The following is a 17,712-nucleotide window of genomic DNA, read 5'->3' as shown; positions in this document are numbered from 1 at the left end:
CCTCACCGATGAACGAGGCCTTGCTCAGGAGCCTCACCCCGAGCGTGCTCGGGATCCTCGTCCGCCGCGGAGCCGACTTCGCGGCGGCCGAGGACGCCCTGCAGGAGGCGCTGGTCGAGGCGGTCCGCGTCTGGCCGGCCGACATGCCGCGGGAGCCGAAGGGCTGGCTGATCACCGTGGCCTGGCGCCGGTACCTCGACGCGGCCCGGTCGGACACCGCCCGGCGCCGGCGCGAGGACCTCGTCGAGGAGGAGCCCGCGCCGGGACCCGCGCCCGGTGTGGACGACACGCTCCAGCTGTACTTCCTGTGCGCCCACCCGGCGCTGACACCCTCGTCCGCGGTCGCGCTCACGCTGCGCGCCGTGGGCGGGCTGACCACCCGCCAGATCGCCCAGGCCTACCTGGTGCCCGAGGCGACCATGGCGCAGCGCATCAGCCGGGCCAAGCGCACCGTCTCCGGGGTGCGGTTCGACCAGCCCGGCGATGTCGCCACCGTGCTGCGCGTCCTCTACCTGGTCTTCAACGAGGGCTACTCCGGCGACGTCGACCTCGCCGCCGAGGCCATCCGGCTCACCCGGCAGCTCGCGGCCTCGATCGACCATCCCGAAGTGGCCGGGCTGCTCGCCCTCATGCTGCTCCACCACGCCCGGCGCTCCGCCCGGACCGGGCCCGACGGCAGCCTCGTACCGCTCGCCGAGCAGGACCGCGGCCGCTGGGACACCGTGATGATCGCCGAGGGCGTCGCGATCCTGCAGGCGGCCCTGGCCCGCGACCGGCTGGGCGAGTTCCAGGCTCAGGCCGCCATCGCGGCACTGCACGCCGACGCGCCCACCGCCGGGGAGACCGACTGGGTGCAGATCGTCGAGTGGTACGACGAGCTCGTACGCCTGACGGACAGCCCGGTCGTCCGGCTCAACCGCGCGGTGGCCGTCGGCGAGGCCGACGGTCCGCGCGCCGGGCTGGCGGCGCTCGCGGCGCTGGACGACGCGCTGCCCCGCCACACCGCGGTGGCGGCGTACCTCCACGAGCGGGACGGCGACCTGGAGACGGCGGCCCGGCTGTACGCCGAGGCGGCTCGGAAGGCATCCAACCTCGCCGAGCGCGACCATCTGACGCGCCGGGCCGCCCGCCTCACCCAGCTACGCCGAACGGGATAACTTGTCGAAATCCAGCGCGAGCATGGCCTTTCCCTGAGCCTTGATGAAGCCGTAATTCAGGCCCCCGCCAATGACGCCGCCGAGGAGGGGGATGAACTTCCCCGCGATCTTCGCCGTGAGTCGTTTGAAGATTTCCGCCGCCACCCGCACGACGACCTGGGTTCCGACCTCCACCCCGAGCGACACGGCCACGATCTTCATGAATTCATCGAACGAAAGCGAATAACTCCCGGTCTTGTGGTAGATCACCGCCATCGTGACGCGGAACTGCTGCGCGATGGTGTTGGCCATGTCCGCCGGGACGCCCAGCACCATCGTGGCGGGGCCCCCCATCCCTGACGCCACACCGGTCGTCGCCGCGAGCGCGGCGCAGTGGTTGATGTACCACTCGATTCCCTTCTTGTCGACCAACTCCTTGACCTTCAGTCCGTCGAGATTGCTGTGGGCGAATTTCAGGGCCGCCACCATGGCCGCTTGATCGTACCTCACCGCATTTCCCCCCTGGGTTTTTCCCGATCGCCTTTGAGGCTTTACTCGCCACCATCGTGGCAGAAGCCGTGGCCGAAATCGACCGCTATGACAAAATACGTTAATGGAGTGACGTCAGTGCCCGTGGTGGGTAAATGCGGCCCAGATGTGCGGGGCGTCGAGGTCGAGTCCGGGACGCTCCTCCAGTACGGCGGACAGCGCGGGCGGGACGATCCGGTGCGGGTCGAGCATCCAGAGCTGCGCGGCGCGCAGCGCGTCGGCCGGCGAGCCCACCGCCTCCGGGTGCCCGGGCAGTCCGCGGCCGGTGAGGTAGTGGTGGAACACGTACATCACCATCGAGGTGCGGATGTCGTCGGCGATCGCCCAGAGGGAGCCGACCACCGAGGCGGCGCCCGCCGTGAGGAACGCCGTCGACAGGGTCAGCGCCTCGTCGTAGTCTGCCAGGGTCAGGTCGCTGGTGCAGTTGGCGAGGACCAGCAGACCGCCGGGCGCCGACGGGTCGCGGCCGTGGGCGAGGGCCTGGATCTCCGCCAGGGTCAGCACCTGCGGCACAGGCGCGGCGGGGTGCAGGTCGAGGCTGGACGCGGAGGGCGTCGCCCGGGCGGTGGCGTGGCAGTTGACGTGGCAGACGGCAACGCTGGACCCGCCGCGGCCCGGCAGCAGCGGCGCCACCGCCGCCGCCGTGGCCGGCCGGGACGGCGGGCGGCTCCCGGGGCCGCCCGGCTCGGGCACGTCGTCGATCGGCCCGACGACGGTGGCCCCGGGGTACAGCGCCGCGATCAGCCGGGCCTCCTCGTGCATGGCCGGGGTGCCGCCCGGGTCGGCGACCACCGCCTGAGCGCCGTTCCACGGCAGCCGCGCCCGGGCCGCCACCTCCACCAGCTGGCGGGACGTGGAGCAGTACGAGATCACCGCCCGGCCGCAGGCGTAGCCGCCGCCGGGCTCTCCGGACACCCCGGGCGCGCCCGGCAGTCGCGCGGCGTGCCAGGGGACCATCCCGAGCATGCCCACCGGGGACAGCACCAGCCGGGCCGGCCGGTGCCGCCGCCCCGCCCCGACGTGCTCGATCACCGCGGCCATCGCCACTTCGCCGGCCCAGGAGCAGAGCGGTTCCAGGGCGCCGCGCCACCGGTCCGAGGCCCGGCCGAGGCGCTTGCGGCCGCGCCGGTAGAGCTCCCACATCACGGCCGGGTCGTCCTCCCCCGGCAGCACGACCGGCTCCCGGGTGGCCGCGGCGAACTCCTGGAGGGCCTCGCCGTACGCGGCCGCCGGGCCGTCGTCGGTGACGCACAGCCCCGGCAGCCGCAGCCGCTCCACCGCTCCGGTCGCGGTCACGATCAGGGCGTCGCCGGACCCGTCCCGGCCCGGGATCAGGTGGACCAGCGCGTCGTGACCGACCGTCCGCAGCGCCCGGCCGATCTCGGCCGGTGTGGGCGCGGAGAGGATGCGGCGTTCCGCCGGGCCGCCCTCCAGCGCCTGGAGCACGAGCAGCCGCAGTCCGTCGGGGATGACCACGGGGCCGTCGGCAGGTGTACCGGGCACCCGGCCGGGATCGGCCCGCCGCCACGCCTGCGCCAGCTCCGGCCGGCCCTCCCGCTCCAGCAGTTCGGGTACGGAGGCGGCGACGGTCGCCGCGTTCAGCACCAGTCCGCGCCCCAGTTCCAGGGCTTCCAGCGCCTCTTCCGTACGGCCGTCCGTGAGGCACCACTCGACCAGGCGCATCATGTCGGAGCCGGCCGCGCGGGCGGAGTCGAGGGCGGTCTCGGTGCCGGTCTGGAGCAGCACCGCCCGGCCGTGCGCCGCGAGGACGGACTTGGCCGCCTCCCGGGACTGCGCGCGGTGGTCCGGGTCCTCGGGACCGTGGGCCCGCAGCGCCTCGGCCAGGGCCCGGGTGAGGAGCACCGTGAACGGGTCGCCCGGGCGGGAGAGGACGGCCGTGCGGGCGTCCCGGAGGAGGCCGACGGCCCGGTCGAGGTCGGCCCGGTCGCGGGTGCGCCGGAAGCGGGTGAGCAGCAGGCTCCCCAGCCCGTACCGGCAGCGGGCCCGGGCCCCGTGGAAGCTCGGCCCCGCCTCGTCGACCGCGCCGGACAGCAGGTCGATGCCGCGGTCGAGGGAGCTCGTACGGGAGCCGGGGGCGGCGGGGCCGGCCGGGTCGGCCGCGTCCAGCGCGTCGCTGTGCGCGCACAGCACGGCGGCCGCGCGGAGCAGCAGCGGCGCCCGGTGCGCGCTGCCGGGCGGGCAGAGGGCGGCCGCCCGTACGACGTCCTCGACGGCCTCGCGCAGGGCCGCGAGCTCGTCGGCGCGGGCCGCCCGGGTGGCGCGGAAGAGGCCCGATTCGCTGAGTACGGCGGGCAGCAGGGGGTGGTCGGCGGGCAGCGCCTCGGCGGCTTCGGCGAGTTCCACCGCGGCGCGGTCGGCGACGCCGTCCTCGCGGGCGGCGAGCAGTCCGGTCAGGGCTGCGGCTGCGAGGAGCTCGGCGGAGAAGGCGCCGGGGGCCGCCGGGCGGGCGGGCCTCAGCAGGGCCGCGAGGTCGGGCTGCCCCGCGGCTCCGGGCCGCGCCAGCAGCGTGGCGAGTTCGGGGTGCGGGGCGCGCGGGTCGGACCGGTCGCGCAGCCGCTCGTACGCCGACCGGGCGGCCTGGAGGTCCATCCGGTCGCCGATCAGCAGGTACCGGTCGCGCAGCATGCCCGCGAGCAGCAGCGACAGCCGGTCGGCCAGGGGGCCGTCGGCGCCCTCCGCGGCGGCGATCGCCCGCCGGGTGAGGGTGACGGCGTCGGTGAGGTCGGCGATCTCGCTCTCGTGCAGCCACCGCCGGTGCAGCGCCAGGGCGTGCGCGGCCATGACGGGGGCGGACCGCTGCTCGGCCGGCCCGGCGACGATTTCGAGGACGCGGCCCACGGGTTCGGTGAAGGGGTACGGGCTGCCGTCTCCGGGCAGGACCGCCGCGGCCGACAGCGGGATGTCCTCCGCCTCGGCGGGCGCCGACCGGGCCGGGGGCCGGACGGGACCCGGCGGGCGGGCGGAGCCCGGCGGTCGCGCGGGGCCGGGAGCGCGTACGGCATCGTCCGCCGGGCGACGGGCCGCGCCGGGGGCTCCCGCCGCTGCCGCCCCGGGGGCCGAGGCGCCGCCCATGAACACGCCCAGCAGCTGCTGGATCAGCGTGGCGGGCCCGGTCGCCCGCAGCCCCTCGGCCCACTCCGCGAAGTCGCTGCCCGGCGGCATGTGGCGCGCGCCCTCGCGCAACAGCCTGTCGGCCTCGGCGAGTTCGGCCGGGCCGGCGGCTCCGCGCCGCGCCAGCTCGTACCCGAACGCCCCGGCCGCCAGCAGCAGGAAGCCCTTCAGTGATTCCTCGGCCGGGTCGGTGTAGGCCGATGCCCGCCGGAGCCGGTCGCGCCAGTGCCGAGCCTCCGCGTCGTCGAGCTCGCCCTTGCCGCGCATGAAGGTGATCAGCAGGAGCACCATCTCGTAGACGGGCACGGGCTGTTCGCGGCAGCGCACGGCCGTCTCCAGCAGGTGCCTGAGGCTCTGGAGGTCGTCCTCGACGCTCTGGTTGCGGGAGACGTCGGGGATCCCCTCTCCGTCGCGCCACGAGCCGGTCTGCGCCCGTACGAACGGCTCGCTGGTCCAGACGCTGTTGAGCAGCGCCCCGATGAACAGGTCCTCCAGGTCCGGGCTGTGGAGCTCGCCGCCCTCGGGCACCCGGTCGAGGACGATGCGGAACCAGCGCACCGCATCACGGATCAGCGCGGTGTCCCGCTCGGGCAGCCGGACCGTGTAGCCGATGAGCAGGCTCACCGCCAGCGCGATGGCGGCGGCCTCGTAGAGCTCGTCCTCGTATCCGTAGAGGCCGACTCCGGTCCGCAGCAGGGCGATCGCCAGCTCGTTGTCCTCCCGCACCCCCGGGACGTTGGCGACGAGGGAGATCCCCGGGTCGGCCCGGTCCGGGGTCATCGCGCGCATCAGCAGGGCGGGCAGCTGCGGCAGGGTGCGCCGGGAGGTCCGCTCGAAGAGGGCGAGGGCGAGCCGGAGGCAGGCGCCGCCGCGCTCGGTGTCGGCGTCGGGAATGACCTCGATCAGCTCCTGCCCGCGGCGGATCAGGCGGTCGAGCCGGGCGTCGTCGGAGCTCTCGGGCAGGAGCATGCTCAGCAGCGTGACGAGCCCGAGGAGCATGTTGAGCCGCTCCTCGGCTCGGTCCGCGTCGGTCTCGGGCGGCTCGTCCTCCGCCCGCAGCCGTACGGACGGGGCCCGCTCCTTCAAGGCAAGGTCGTCGAGGGCGAGTTCGAGGTGCCGGGCGGCTTCGCCGAGGTCGTCCGAGCGGCTGGGCGTCCCGGGGGCGGGCGTCCCGGGGGCGGGCGTCCCGGGGGCGGGCGCCGTGGCGCCGCGCTCGGCCCGGTCGATGAGCAGCAGCGCCAAGTCGGTCCGGTTGGCGCGTACTTGGCGGCGCTGGGTGCCGGGGTGGTCGATCGCCCTGCGGTGCCATTCGATCAGGGCCGTCTCGGCGGCCGGACCGCCGTCGTGTTCGTACAGGTGCCGGGCGGTCATCGTCGCGAGTTCCGTCGCCTCGCCGCCGTCGGCCGACGGATCCAGGGTCAGCGGCCACAGCAGGGCGAGCGCTTCGTCGAGTTCCCCGGTAGGCCGGGCGTACGGTCCGCGGCCGTCGGCGCCCTCGGAACCGCCGCAGCCGTCGTCGTGCTCGCAGAAGAGGAGCAGCGCCAGCTGGAACGGGACGGCTCCCGGCACCTCGTCCTCCGAGGGGGTCTCGCGGGCGGCGCGGAGCCTGCCGATCGCCTCGGTACGGTCGGCCGGCCGGTCCGGGCCGCGGTGGCCGGGGGCGCGCGAGCGGTCGGCGAGGGCGAGTCCCAGACAGGCCAGTGTCACCTGGAGGTCCTGGGCGAGCCCGGCCTCGGGGCCGTCCACCACGGGGGTGAGAAGGCTGACGATGCGGTCCAGGTCCCGGGACCGGCTCCCGCCGGTGAGCTCGCGGCTGCGGTTGTACAGGGCGAGGCCCAGCTCGCACCGGGCGTCCACGGCCAGGGCGGGCGTCCACCACTCGGGTTCGCCCGGCAGCGGCGGGAAGGTGTCGGGCCCGTACGGGGGCAGCGGCGCGATCGCGGTCTCGAACCGCTCGATCGCCGCGTCCCGGGCGTCCGGATCGCCGGTCAGCTCGGCCTCGCCCCGGGCGGCGCGGGCCGCGAGCAGGCAGGCCCAGTGGTACGAGGCGCTGCCGGGGCGGCGCTGGGACAGCAGCCGGTCGAGCAGGGCGCGGGCCTCGGCGAGACCCTCCGGGAGCGGGGGCGCCCCGGCGGCGGTGGCCGCCCCGGCCGAGACGACCTCCAGGGCGTGGACGAAGAGGAGTTCGGCGAGGTCGGCTTCGGTGTTCCAGCGCTCCTGACCACCGGGGTGCAGGACCCGGGCCCGCTCGCGCAGCGCGGCGATCTCCCGCTCCAGCGCCCGGATGTCGTCGCTCCCTGACGCGTCCATGATCCCCCCGTTGCTCTTCCGCGACGGCCCGGTCCGGCGGCCGGAATTCACGATCCGGAGCGGATGCCGGTCCGCCGTCAGCCTGTTTTCCCGCGGCACCGGAAGTTCACGGTGCCGCGATCCCCGACTCCCCCCGGGGACCGTCGCGGTCCCCGTATCCCCTTCTTTGCCCCTTGCCTTCACGATGGCGTGGCGGGGACGCTGCGATTCTGCCCGGCGAGGTACGTGCCTGGCAATATGGATGGCGCACTCGGTGGACCGATCCGGTTTTTCCAGTACGCTCGTGGCGACCGCTTTGCCGTCCCGGAACGTACTGGCAGGCGCGTGAGGGGGAACGATGCATGGACGATATTGATCTTTCGATTCTGGCCGACCTCGAATCGAATCCTGACGATATACGCGAACGTTTGACCGAAGCTGATCGTATTCAGCTCGATCGTTTGCTGGGACTGTTCGCGAACGTCTCGGACGACGACGGGCTCAGGGCCGTCGGCGAGGCGGTGGCGGCCCATGTGCGCGGCCGGCTCCCGGCCGACGACCCCGCCCTGCGCAGGTGGCGCTCGACCATGGCGCCCGACCGGTCGGCGGCGCCCGGGCTCATCCGCCGGATGGCCACGCGGCACGGCCACCACGTGCCCGTCCGGTCCTCGGGCGCCCGGCCTCTGCACCACCGGGCCGAGCCGGCGGGCCCTGCGGCGCCCTCCTCGTGGGACCGCATCCGCGAGCGGCTGCTCTCCGCCTCCTCGCTCTCCGAGGCTCAGGTCAGGGACGTGCTGCGGCAGGATCCCCGGCACCCGCACCTGATCCGGCTGACCCGGAAGGGCGGAGAGGTGCGGCTGCCGTCGTTCCAGTTCCAGGAGGACTGCGTCCCGGTGCCGCTGGTCCTGGCCATCAACGAGGTGCTCAGGGCCTCCAAGGACCCGTGGGGCGCCGCGGACTGGTGGCTGGGGCCCAACCACTGGCTCGCGGCCCCGCCGGCGGAGGTCCTGGGCAGCGTCCCGGACGACGAACTGATGGCCGCGGCCCGGGCCGTGGGCGAGGGGGACTGACGTGGCACGTCCGGCGAAACTCCCCGGCAAGCTCGCGGGCACACCGCACCAGGTGGTCTGGCCCGCCGGAACGACGCTCTACCGGGTGCACCGCAAGAGCCGATCGGCGGCCGACTTCAACGCGACCGTGGTCGACCACCACTTCGGCGGCACCCGCTTCGACAGCACCCCCAACGACGAGTACTCCTACCTCTACCTGGCCCCCAGCGCCGAGACCGCCCTCGTCGAGAGCCTGCTGAAGGAGCTCCCGGTCGACGACGGGGAGCCGCGCGTGGTCTCGTACAGCGCCATCGAGGACCGGCGCCTGTCCCGGCTGGAGCTGCTGACCGACGTCACGCTGCTCTCGCTGCTCGACCGCCGCGCGACGAGCGCGGTCAACCAGGGCACCTGGCTGACCCAGTCCGAATCCCCCGACTACCCCTTCACCCGGCGCTGGGGCCACTGGCTGCGCGGGCAGGCCGACTGGGCGCAGGGGCTGGTCTGGACCTCCCGGCAGAACCATCCGGAGCCCACCGCGGTGCTCTTCGGCGACCGCTTCGGCCCGCTGGTCCGCGAGGACGGGAACGAGGTCCTGCGCCCCGTCCCGGGCGGCATCGACCTCGACGACAGTGCGGGCCGGCGCTGGCTCGACAGCGCGTTGGACCCGTACTGCGCGCGGGTCGGCGCGCCCGCGGACTGAAGCCGCCGGGCGCCCGGCCCGGGCGCGGGCCGGGCGCGATCCGGGCGTAGTCCGGGCGTCCTCCGGGAATTGCCTCACTATACGGAAAACAGCGCTCGATCACCCTCCCCGATCGTGCATAGTGGAGGGACGCGATCAGGGGGAATGCGGAGCCGCGAGGCGCGGAATGTTCCGCGAGCCGCTCCATTCCTCATGCCGATTACCCGGCATTCCCCTCCCTTTCCCTTCCGGTCACTTCCATGCCCGTCTCGCGCGTCCGCACGAAATTGGAGTTCCCGTGTCCCAGTTCTCGCAATCGGAACGTCCCGCGGTATTCCCCGTCTGCCTTCTCATCGACGTGTCCGGGTCGATGTCGGGCGGCCCGATGGCGGCGATGAACACCGCGCTCCCCGCCATGCAGCGGGCGATCCTGGACGACCCGACCACCGGAGAGATCGCCCGCGTCTCGGTGGTCACGTTCTCCGACACTGCCGCCTGTGTCCTGCCGCTCAGCGACATGGCCCACGCGCGGATGCCCACGCTCAGCCCGCAGGGCGGCACCGACTTCGCCGAGGGGTTCAGGGTCGGCCGTGAGGCGCTCGTCGACGGCATCGGCGCCCTCGGCCGGGGCGCGCGCTACCACCGGCCGGTGGTGTTCTTCCTCAGCGACGGCCAGCACAACTCCTCGCAGAGCTGGAAGAGCGGCTTCGACCGGCTGCGGAGCAAGGAGGACAAGTACGGCGCGGAGGTGGTGAGTTTCGGTTTCGGGCAGGCGAACCGCGATGTGATCGCGCAGGTGTCCACCCGGCACGCCTTCTTCGCCGAGGACATGGACCCGGCGGTGGCGGTCAAGGAGATCCTGCACACCGTGCTGATGAGCATCAAGACGACCTCCGGTTCGTTCCAGGCGGGGGGCGCGGCGGGGCTGACCATTCCGGAGTCCACCGGGCTGACGCCGCTGCCGGTCTTCACGAACTGACGGGCCGTCGATGAGCCTCAAGTGGTGGCGCGGCCCTCGGGAGGAGCCGTCGGCGGCCACGGCCGGCCCCGCTTCCCCCGCCGGCCCGTCCGGCTCCGGGGCCACCGCCCCGGAGCCGGCGGACGCACAGGACACCCAGGACACCCAGGACACCCAGCAGGACGGTACGGGTACGCACGACACGCACTCCGCCGAGGTGGTGACGGCCGAACAGGGCGTCGGATTCGCGGAGTTGCCCACCGAGGCTCCCCGCACCGGGCCGCTGTCCCCGCTGCCCGCGCCCCTGCTGACCGGTCTCCCAACCGGCCTGCCCGGGATGCGCGCGGACGGCGGGCTGCTGCGGGGACGCTGGATCGCGGCGGCCAGCCTGACCGGCACCTCGCACCTGCTGCACGGCACGTCCGGCCAGGACGTCTACCGGTACACCGCCACCCACGACGGCTCCGGGCTCGTCCTGGTCGTCTGCGACGGCCTCGGCTCGCGGCCCGCGACGGCGCAGACCGGCGCGGGCCTGCTGGCCTCGTACCTCTGCGAGGCCGCCGCCCACATCACGGGGCAGCGGATGGCCGAGGTCCCGCAGGACGTCCTGCGGGAGGTCCTCGCCACCGGGAACGCGGCGGTACGGCGTCATCGCGCGGCCGTTCTGGAGCCCTTGACGGACTCGGACCTCGCGGCCACCGTCGCGGTGTGCTGGCTGCCGCTGCCCGCCGAGGGCGAGGGGGAGGATGAGGGCGTGGCGCGGCACGCCCTCACGGGGCATGCCGTACGGGTCGGCGACTGCAACGTCTTCACCCTCGCCCGGGGAAGGTACGAGGCCCCCTTCCCGGCCGCGAGCGAGGGGCCGGCCAACGTCGTCACGGCGTACCTGCCCTGCGAGGATCCGGCCCGGGTCGCCGAGTACGCCCCCGTCGCGCTGGCCGGGGTGGACGCGGTCGTCGTCACCACCGACGGGCTGGCGATCGACCTGTTCGACTCGCCGTCCGTACGGACCTGGCTGGCCTCGCGCTGGTCGGTGCCCTGTGGCCCCGCCCGGATGCTCGACTCCCTGCGCTACCGCCGCCAGGGCTCCCACGACGACCGTACGGCGCTGATCACCTGGTCCGCGCCCCTCGATCACATCCCCCGCCTGGAACCGTGAGGAACAGGTCATGCGTCATCTCAGCGGTTCCTCCGGCCGCCGGTACGCCGTGGACGACGCCGAGCTGAACAGCGGCGGCCAGGCCAGGCTGTACCGCTGCCGTGACGACAAAGGGGTCGTACGGGTCTACAAGGAGTACCGCACACCGCTGGCGGACCCCGCCGACATCGCACAGCTGACCCGGATCCAGCAGGTGGGGCAAGCCGTCGTGGCCCGCGCCGAGGCCGCGGGTTCCTTCGCCGAGACCGCCGATTCCTCGGTCAACTGGCCCATCGACATCGTGCGTTCGGGCCGGCAGGTCAGCGGTGTCGTCGTACCCCTGATCCCGGGCGACTTCATGCGCGACGGCAAGAGTCCGCGCACGCTCGACTTCCTCTCCCTCGCCCGCGCGAACCCGCCGCGGGCAGCGGTCCGGGTGGGGGTGCTGATCCGGGTGTGCGACATCTTCGCGTTCCTCGAATCCGAGCAACTGCTGCACGGGGACGTCTCCGCGAAGAACCTGGTCTGGCGGCCGTCGCCGTCACACGCGTACCTGATCGACAGCGACGGGATCCGCTCCTTCTCCCCCGCGCCGGCGCACGGCGTCTGCACCCCCGGCTGGGAGGACCCCCGGCTACAGGGCCAGAAGATTCGGGCGCACGACCGCTACAGCGACCGGTACGCCCTGGCGCTGGCCCTGTACAAGGGTCTGTTCCTCAACCCCGGCGGCCCGCAGTACGTGGGCGGGACCTGGAGCAGGGCCTCCGGCTTCCCGCAGCGCCTCGACCCGAAGCTGCGGGGCATGTTCGCCCGGGCGCTCGACCAGCCACTCGCCACGGACGACCGGCCCACGGCGGCGCAGTGGCGCAGCGCCCTCCAAGCGGTCTACCTCGACGGCAAGGGGAACTTCCGCCGGCCCGCGCTCGACGTACTGGACACGTACGCCCAGGGATACCGGGCCGCGTTCGCCCAGCCGAAGGCGGCCGCCCGGATCCCCGCGCCGGCGCCCGCGCCCGCGCTCGTACCCGCCCGGCGGCCCGCGCAGCGGCCCGTACACCAGCCGCCCGCCCGGCGGGCCGCCCCGCCCCCGCCGCCGCCTTCGGGGGACGGCTACGGGTGGTGGGCGCTCGTGGTGGTCCTGGTCCTCGCCCTGATCGGCGGGGGCGGGTACCTCGTGTTCCGGGGCCGGGGGGAAGACGGCGCGGGCCACGGCCCGTCCGCCGGCGGGCGGCCGTGCCCGGCGGAGATCGCGGCGGACCTGCCCGCCGGTTCCAGGAGCGACGCGGTACTGCTCCGGCACTACCTGACGGACCGGCACGACATCACCCTGTGCCGGACGGCCGACGCCAGGGTGTACTACCACGGCGGGCTGCTGGACCGGCCGGACACCATGACGATCCCGGCGACCCGGACGGACACCGGGTACCGGGCGTCCCGGGGCGACTACCTCTACGAGATCGACGGGGACCGGGTCCGGGTCACCGTGCCGGACGGCACGACGAGTTCGTACCGCCTGACGGACGTGACCGATGCGGACTGAGGAGGCGCCGGACCGGTCAGTCCTCCGGCCGGCCGTCCGCCGTGCGCGCGTGCTCGGGCCGTCCGGCGGGCGCCTCCTGAGCGTGGGCCGCCGTCATCGGGCGGTACTCCGCCAAGACGTCGAGCACGACGCGGGCCACCTCGGGCCGCCGCACCGCGAGGTGCACCTCCCAGTAGGGCCGTTCGGCGAGCGCGGGGCCGATCGCGGCGAGCATCGCGCGCAGGCTCGCCGCCGGTGCCAGGCCGCCGCGCCCGGCGCCGAGCACCGGCAGGCACAGCGAGGTCAGGGGCGGGGCGAAGCCGTCCCGTTCCACCGCGGCCTCCTCGAAGACCTGCCGGACCGCCTTCGTGACGACGGCGGGCGTGGTGTCGTAGCCGCCGTCGGACCTCGGCATCACGGTGGCGGCGTGGTAGATCCGGCGGACGCCCTGGGAGGCGAGCTCGCCGGCCGAGGTGGCGACGACGGTGCCGGGAGCGACGGGCAGGCCCGGGGCGGCGAACCGCACCAGCCAGTCGTGCAGTTCGCGGGCCAGTACGTCGTCCACGATGCCCCCTGCCGCGTTCTGGCGGGCGGCGGCGCGGCGCAGCGCCCCGGAGGTGGTCGGCCTGAAGGTCCGCGACATCTCCAGGTAGGTGTTCTCGGAGGAGACCAGGACGTCGACGCCGGTGACGAACTCGATGGGGCCGGTGTGCACGGTGATACGGGCCTTCGTGCCGCCGAGGACGACGTCCAGCGGCAGCGGGCCGAGCGGTGCGGGCCCGGCCGCCCGGGCGGGCGCCGCGGCGGATCCGCCGGCAGCCCCCCGCGCCGCGCACAGGCTGAGCACGGCTTCCGCCGTCTCGGCGAGCACCAGCTTCTCGTGGTGCTTGCGGAACCGGTCGGTGCTCACCCGGAACACCCCGGCCGCCCGGCGCCTGCGGTCCTGGGCCGCCCACTCCCTCGCTCCCTGCGTCAGCCCGAACGTGTAGGCGGCGGCGGTCTGCAGGTCGCCGCCGCCCAGGGTCTCCACGGCGTCCCGCAACAGCGTCTCCACGGCGCCCGGCCGTATCTCCTGGCCCCCGTCGCCACCGGCGCCGCCGCCGTGGGCGGCCGACGCCGCCTGCAGCAGCGGGAGTTCGAGGCTCCGCAGGCCCAGCAGTCCATGGGTCCGCACCAGGCCCAGCTCGGCGACGATGCCGGGCAGCGTGGCGGCGGTGGGAGAGAATTCCATGCGTGCAGCATGCTGCCGCACCCTGTGCACCAGCAACCGCTTGGGCCGTGAGAGCCCCAACCGGCCTGCGAATACGTCGACTTGATGATCAGTGTCCAGGAGGGGCGAGGGAGGCCAGGACGGCCGAGGCCTCGGCGGCCTCGGGCAGGGCGAGGGCTTCGAGGTGGGCCAGGGCCTGCGTCAGACGGGTCCGCGCGCGGGCGTGGTCGCCGTATTCGGCCAGGGCGGTGCCCAGCAGGCGCAGGGTCCGGGCCTGCGCGGCGCGCCAGCCGAGGCGCTCGGTCGCGGCCAGCGCGCGTTCGCCGCACTCGGCGGCCTCCCGGGGGTGGCCGGCCGCGAGGTGGGCCGCGGTCTCGGAGATCAGGTTCATCACCTCCAGGGCCGGGTAGCCCCCGCGCACGCCCAGTTCGGCGCTCTCCCGGTGCCGGGCGATCGCCTCCGCCGCGCGGCCGCCCTGGCGGGCGACGATCCCGAGGCTGTACAGGGCGTGGGCTTCCCCGTAGCGGTCACCGCCCTCGCGGGCCGCGGTGAGGCTGAGCCGGCAGGCCTCGGCGGCCTCCGCGTAGCGGCGCAGGCGGAGCAGTGTGCTGACGCTGTTCGAGCGGGCGTTGGTGGCGCCCCACGCGTTGCCGCAGGCGGTGCCCGCGGCGATGGCCTCCCGGTAGAGCGCGTCGGCCGCCGTCCAGTCGGCGCGGCCCTGGCGGGCGACGGCCCGGCAGATCAGGATCTCGGTGCGCACCACCTCGTCCGCGGCCGCCGCCGCTGCCCGCTCGGCGTCGTGGAGTGCGGCCTCCGCCTCGTCGAACCGGCCCAGCCGGGTGAGCGCCGAGCCCAGCAGGAAGCCGGTCCGGCCGGCCGCGCGGAGGTCCTCCTGTTCCTCGGCGGTACGCAGGACCCGGCGGGCGGGGGTGAGGAGCGCGGCCCACAGGAACGAGCCGTCGAGCGCCGGGTCGAGCGCGAGGAGCGTGTCGGCGATCAGCCCGACGGCCGACGGCCGCGCCTCCAGGGTCTGCACGGCCACGGCCAGCACGGCCTCGATGTGCGGGGGGCCGGCTTCGAAGGACGCGCCCCGCGCGGTCGTGGGTGTCAGCAGGCCCACGAGGGGGTGGCCCGGGCGCTCGGCGGCGTACGCTTCCCGGGCGCAGGCCAGCATGTGGTCGGCCAGCCGCAGGAGGGCCGCCGTACGGTCCCCGGGGCTGTCGCGTTCCTCGGACCGGGCGGCGGCGAACTCCCCCAGCAGGTCGTGGAACCGGTAGGTCAGCGGGGCCGGGGATTCCAGGAGACCGAGCGCCGTCAGCCGTTCCAGGTGCCGCTCCGCTTCGGCGGGGTCCAGCCCGGCGAGCGCCGCCGCCGAGGCGAGGTCCAGCGTCGGGGTGCGGGGGACGACCATGAGCCGGAACAGCCGGGCCTGCCCCGCGTCGAGCAGGTCGTAACCGAGGCGGAAGCAGGCTTCGACGCTGCCTTCGGGCTCGTCCCGGCCGGGGAGGGCGGGGCCGAACCCGGGGCCGAACGCGGGGCGGCGGCCGTCGAGGAGGCGGCGGAAGTCCGCGAGTTTCCAGGCCGGCCGCGTCCCGAGCCGGGATCCCGCGATGCGCACCGCCAGGGGCAGCCCGCCGCAGCGCTCGACGAGGGCCGCGGCCTCGGCGGGCTCGGCGGTGATGCGCTCCTCCCCCACGATCCGGCCGAGCAGGGCCAGCGCCTCGGCGGCGGGCAGGACGTCGAGGCGCAGGCGCCTGGCGGCCGGGAGTCCGGACAGGGTGCTGCGGCTGGTGACGAGCACGGCGCAGGTGGGCGATCCGGGCAGGAGGGGCTCGATCTGGGCGGCGTCCCGGGCGTCGTCGAGGACGAGCAGGATCCGCTTGCCCGCGAGGCGGGTCCGGTAGAGCGCGGCGCGTTCCCGCGGCTCTTCGGGGAGCGCGGGGTCCGTCACCCCGAGGGCGCGCAGGAATCCGGCGAGGACGGCCGCGGGGTCCGCCGGGTCCTCGCGTACGCCGCGCAGGTTCGCGTACAGCTGGCCGTCGGGGAAGTGCTCCCTGAGCCGTCCGGCCGCGTGCACGGCGAGGGTGGTCTTGCCGATGCCGCCGATCCCGCCGACGGCGCAGACGACCACCGTCTCGGGGGCCGTCGGGGCCAGGGCGTCGAGCAGGTCCCGTACCGCCTCGGCGCGCCCGGTGAAGTCACCCGGGACATAGGGGAGTTGATCCGGTACGGGTAAGTGCGGTGGGGCGGTCGGGGTGGGGGCGGCGGCGGGGGCCTCGGCGCCGGGCGGTGTCGTCCGCGCCTCCCGTTCCCGGCCGCCGCGTTCCAGGGCGGCGTCCCGGAGCGTGCGCAGCCGGTCGTTGAGGGGGTGCTCCAGGCACAGGCCGGTCAGCTCGGCGACGAGCCCGCCGTGGCCGCCCAGCCGCAGGTCCAGCTCGACCCGCTCCATCAGGACCGACAGCCGTAGTTCGGCGAGCCGCTCGCGCTGGATGCGGGCCTGCGGGCCGGGCAGCCCGGCGAGGGCGGGCCCCCGCCACATCTCCAGGGCCCGCGCCAGCAGGTCCCGCGCCGCTTCCGGGTCACCGGCGGAGACATGGGCGCGCGCCCGGGTGGTCAGCTCGTCGAAGCGGGTCAGGTCCAGCTCCCCCGGGCCGACCTGGAGGGCGTAGCCCCGCCCGTGGGTGAGGAGCCCGCCGCCGAGGGCGCGGCGCAGCCGGTACGCGTACGACCTGACCGTCCCGACCGCCGAGCGCGGCGGCTCCCCGCCCCACAGGCCGTCGATCAGCTCGTCCAGGCCCACGACCGCGTTGCGCCGGCACAGCAGCATGGCGAGCAGGGCGCGCTGCTGGGGCGGGCCCAGCGGGAGCGGGGAATCATCGCGGTGCGCCTGGACCGGTCCGAGCAGGGAGAAGTACGTTCCGGGGCGCGTTCCGCTCATGGTTCCTCTTCCAACTCCCCTACGGACGCGCGCAATGTGCGTGTACCCGCCACCCAGCTGGAACTGTACCAAGGCATGCGGAAGGGGACGGATCACGCGGAACGCTCATCGGGCGTCGATCGGCTGTTGATCCGGCTTTGCCACTCTTCATCCGGCAAGACTTCGGGGAAGGAAAAGACGATGCCGGTTCTGACCGACCGCACCGACCGCGTGACCGTGACGATCCATGCTGCCGATCCGCTCAGCCGGGCCGGGGTCCTCAGCCTCCTGGACCGACAGCCCGCGGTGCGGGTCGTGCCGTGGCCGCCGGAGCCGGAGGGGGATGGCCCCGCGGCCGAGGCCGCCGAGGCGAGAGTGGCCGTCATGCTGATCGACCAGATCGACGAACGCTCGACGGCCGAACTGCGCAGGCTCCTGCGCGGCGGCGAGCGGCGCGTGGTCCTCGTCGCCCGCGAACTGCGCGAATCGGAGCTGTTCTCGGTCGTGGAGTACGGCGTGCAGGCCATCGTCTGGCGGCACCAGGCGACCGAGGAGCGGCTGGTCACGGCCGTACGGCAGGCCGCGCAGGGGGAATGCGTGCTGCCGCCGGACGTGATCGGCCGGGTGCTGGGGCAGATGCACCGGCTGCGCCGCTCGCAGCGGGCGACGACGCCCCCGGGCGCGGCCTGCACGACGCTGTTCGGCATGGCGCCGCGCGAGACGGACGTACTGCGCCTCATCTCCGAGGGGCTGGACACCCGCCAGATCTCGGAGAAGCTCTGTTACTCCGAGCGGACCGTCAAGAACATCCTGCACGGGCTGATGACACGGCTGCGGCTCAACAACCGCGCGCACGCGGTGGCTTACGCACTGCGCGAGGGCTACATCTAGAGCCGTGACCGGAAGGGTCTGCCGGGGCGCGGCGTCCGATGCGTCGCGAGACGGAGGGCCGAGGCTCATACCGGACGTACCCGCCCGGCCCGACAACGAGGCACCGTACCGGACGGGCGCGGGCGCGGGCGCGGGCGCCTGGGCAACGCGGCGCGGTGCGCAGCGGTGCCGGGTGCCACGGTGACGACGGGCCAGGGGCCGTCTCCTGCGGGGCTCGGCGGCGCGGGCGGGGCGGGATCCGCGCG

The 17,712-nt window shown here is 74.7% G+C and carries 11 protein-coding genes; 7 read left to right on the top strand and 4 right to left on the bottom strand.

The features are described from left to right. The first annotated feature begins 8 nt into the window (after positions 1 to 8). Positions 9 to 1,157, top strand: coding sequence for an RNA polymerase sigma factor (locus IE248_RS12040; protein WP_190030828.1), 1,149 nt, complete (start codon positions 9 to 11; stop codon positions 1,155 to 1,157). Here IE248_RS12040 and IE248_RS12035 read toward each other — a convergent pair. Both IE248_RS12035 and IE248_RS12030 read right to left on the bottom strand, forming a co-directional pair. Beyond that, complete coding sequence (locus tag IE248_RS12035; RefSeq protein ID WP_053065838.1) at positions 1,140 to 1,625, bottom strand: hypothetical protein; 486 nt, start codon at positions 1,623 to 1,625, stop codon at positions 1,140 to 1,142. The genes IE248_RS12040 and IE248_RS12035 overlap by 18 nt on opposite strands. A gap of 135 nt (positions 1,626 to 1,760) precedes the next feature. Beyond that, positions 1,761 to 7,127 (bottom strand): CHAT domain-containing protein, encoded by a 5,367-nt coding sequence (locus tag IE248_RS12030; protein WP_190030699.1) that lies wholly within the window; start codon positions 7,125 to 7,127, stop codon positions 1,761 to 1,763. A gap of 407 nt (positions 7,128 to 7,534) precedes the next feature. Between IE248_RS12030 and IE248_RS12025 the strand changes: the two genes are divergently transcribed. The 5 genes from IE248_RS12025 (at position 7,535) to IE248_RS12005 (ending at position 12,470) form a co-directional block, all read left to right on the top strand. Continuing rightward, complete coding sequence (locus IE248_RS12025) at positions 7,535 to 8,176, top strand: DUF3168 domain-containing protein (protein ID WP_143196368.1); 642 nt, start codon at positions 7,535 to 7,537, stop codon at positions 8,174 to 8,176. 1 nt (position 8,177) lies between these two features. Next, positions 8,178 to 8,855, top strand: a complete 678-nt coding sequence (locus tag IE248_RS12020; RefSeq protein ID WP_190030698.1) for an RES family NAD+ phosphorylase — start codon at positions 8,178 to 8,180, stop codon at positions 8,853 to 8,855. A 277-nt stretch (positions 8,856 to 9,132) separates the two neighbouring features. Further along, positions 9,133 to 9,813: a vWA domain-containing protein gene (locus IE248_RS12015; protein WP_073798677.1), complete on the top strand. Its 681-nt coding sequence runs from the start codon at positions 9,133 to 9,135 to the stop codon at positions 9,811 to 9,813. 10 nt (positions 9,814 to 9,823) lie between these two features. Beyond that, a complete protein-coding gene (locus IE248_RS12010; protein ID WP_190030697.1) occupies positions 9,824 to 10,951 on the top strand; it encodes a protein phosphatase 2C domain-containing protein in 1,128 nt (375 codons plus the stop codon). Between the two features lie 10 nt (positions 10,952 to 10,961). Next, positions 10,962 to 12,470 carry a hypothetical protein gene (locus tag IE248_RS12005; RefSeq protein WP_190030696.1) on the top strand — a complete coding sequence of 503 codons (1,509 nt, stop codon included), beginning with the start codon at positions 10,962 to 10,964 and terminating at the stop codon, positions 12,468 to 12,470. Positions 12,471 to 12,486: 16 nt separating this feature from the next. Here IE248_RS12005 and IE248_RS12000 read toward each other — a convergent pair whose 3' ends face one another. Next, a complete protein-coding gene (locus IE248_RS12000; protein ID WP_190030695.1) occupies positions 12,487 to 13,680 on the bottom strand; it encodes a macro domain-containing protein in 1,194 nt (397 codons plus the stop codon). 88 nt (positions 13,681 to 13,768) lie between these two features. Further along, on the bottom strand, positions 13,769 to 16,597 hold the full coding sequence (locus IE248_RS11995; RefSeq protein WP_190030694.1) for an AfsR/SARP family transcriptional regulator: 2,829 nt from the start codon (positions 16,595 to 16,597) through the stop codon (positions 13,769 to 13,771). 180 nt (positions 16,598 to 16,777) lie between these two features. Here IE248_RS11995 and IE248_RS11990 point away from each other — a divergent pair, with 180 nt between their 5' ends. Beyond that, on the top strand, positions 16,778 to 17,467 hold the full coding sequence (locus tag IE248_RS11990) for a helix-turn-helix transcriptional regulator (protein WP_190030693.1): 690 nt from the start codon (positions 16,778 to 16,780) through the stop codon (positions 17,465 to 17,467). The last annotated feature ends 245 nt before the right edge of the window (positions 17,468 to 17,712 follow it).

The organism is Streptomyces goshikiensis (assembly GCF_014650555.1).
GTDB lineage: Bacteria > Actinomycetota > Actinomycetes > Streptomycetales > Streptomycetaceae > Streptomyces > Streptomyces goshikiensis.
Note: the sequence above shows the minus strand (reverse complement) of the source record. Positions and strands in the feature narration are given on the sequence as shown.

Coding starts and splice junctions, on each gene's coding strand:
- IE248_RS12040 (WP_190030828.1), top strand. CDS start 9: ATGAACGAGGCCTTGCTCAGGAGCCTCACCCCGAGCGTGCTCGGGATC.
- IE248_RS12035 (WP_053065838.1), bottom strand. CDS start 1,625: ATGGTGGCGGCCCTGAAATTCGCCCACAGCAATCTCGACGGACTGAAG.
- IE248_RS12030 (WP_190030699.1), bottom strand. CDS start 7,127: ATGGACGCGTCAGGGAGCGACGACATCCGGGCGCTGGAGCGGGAGATC.
- IE248_RS12010 (WP_190030697.1), top strand. CDS start 9,824: ATGAGCCTCAAGTGGTGGCGCGGCCCTCGGGAGGAGCCGTCGGCGGCC.
- IE248_RS12005 (WP_190030696.1), top strand. CDS start 10,962: ATGCGTCATCTCAGCGGTTCCTCCGGCCGCCGGTACGCCGTGGACGAC.
- IE248_RS12000 (WP_190030695.1), bottom strand. CDS start 13,680: ATGGAATTCTCTCCCACCGCCGCCACGCTGCCCGGCATCGTCGCCGAG.
- IE248_RS11995 (WP_190030694.1), bottom strand. CDS start 16,597: ATGAGCGGAACGCGCCCCGGAACGTACTTCTCCCTGCTCGGACCGGTC.
- IE248_RS11990 (WP_190030693.1), top strand. CDS start 16,778: ATGCCGGTTCTGACCGACCGCACCGACCGCGTGACCGTGACGATCCAT.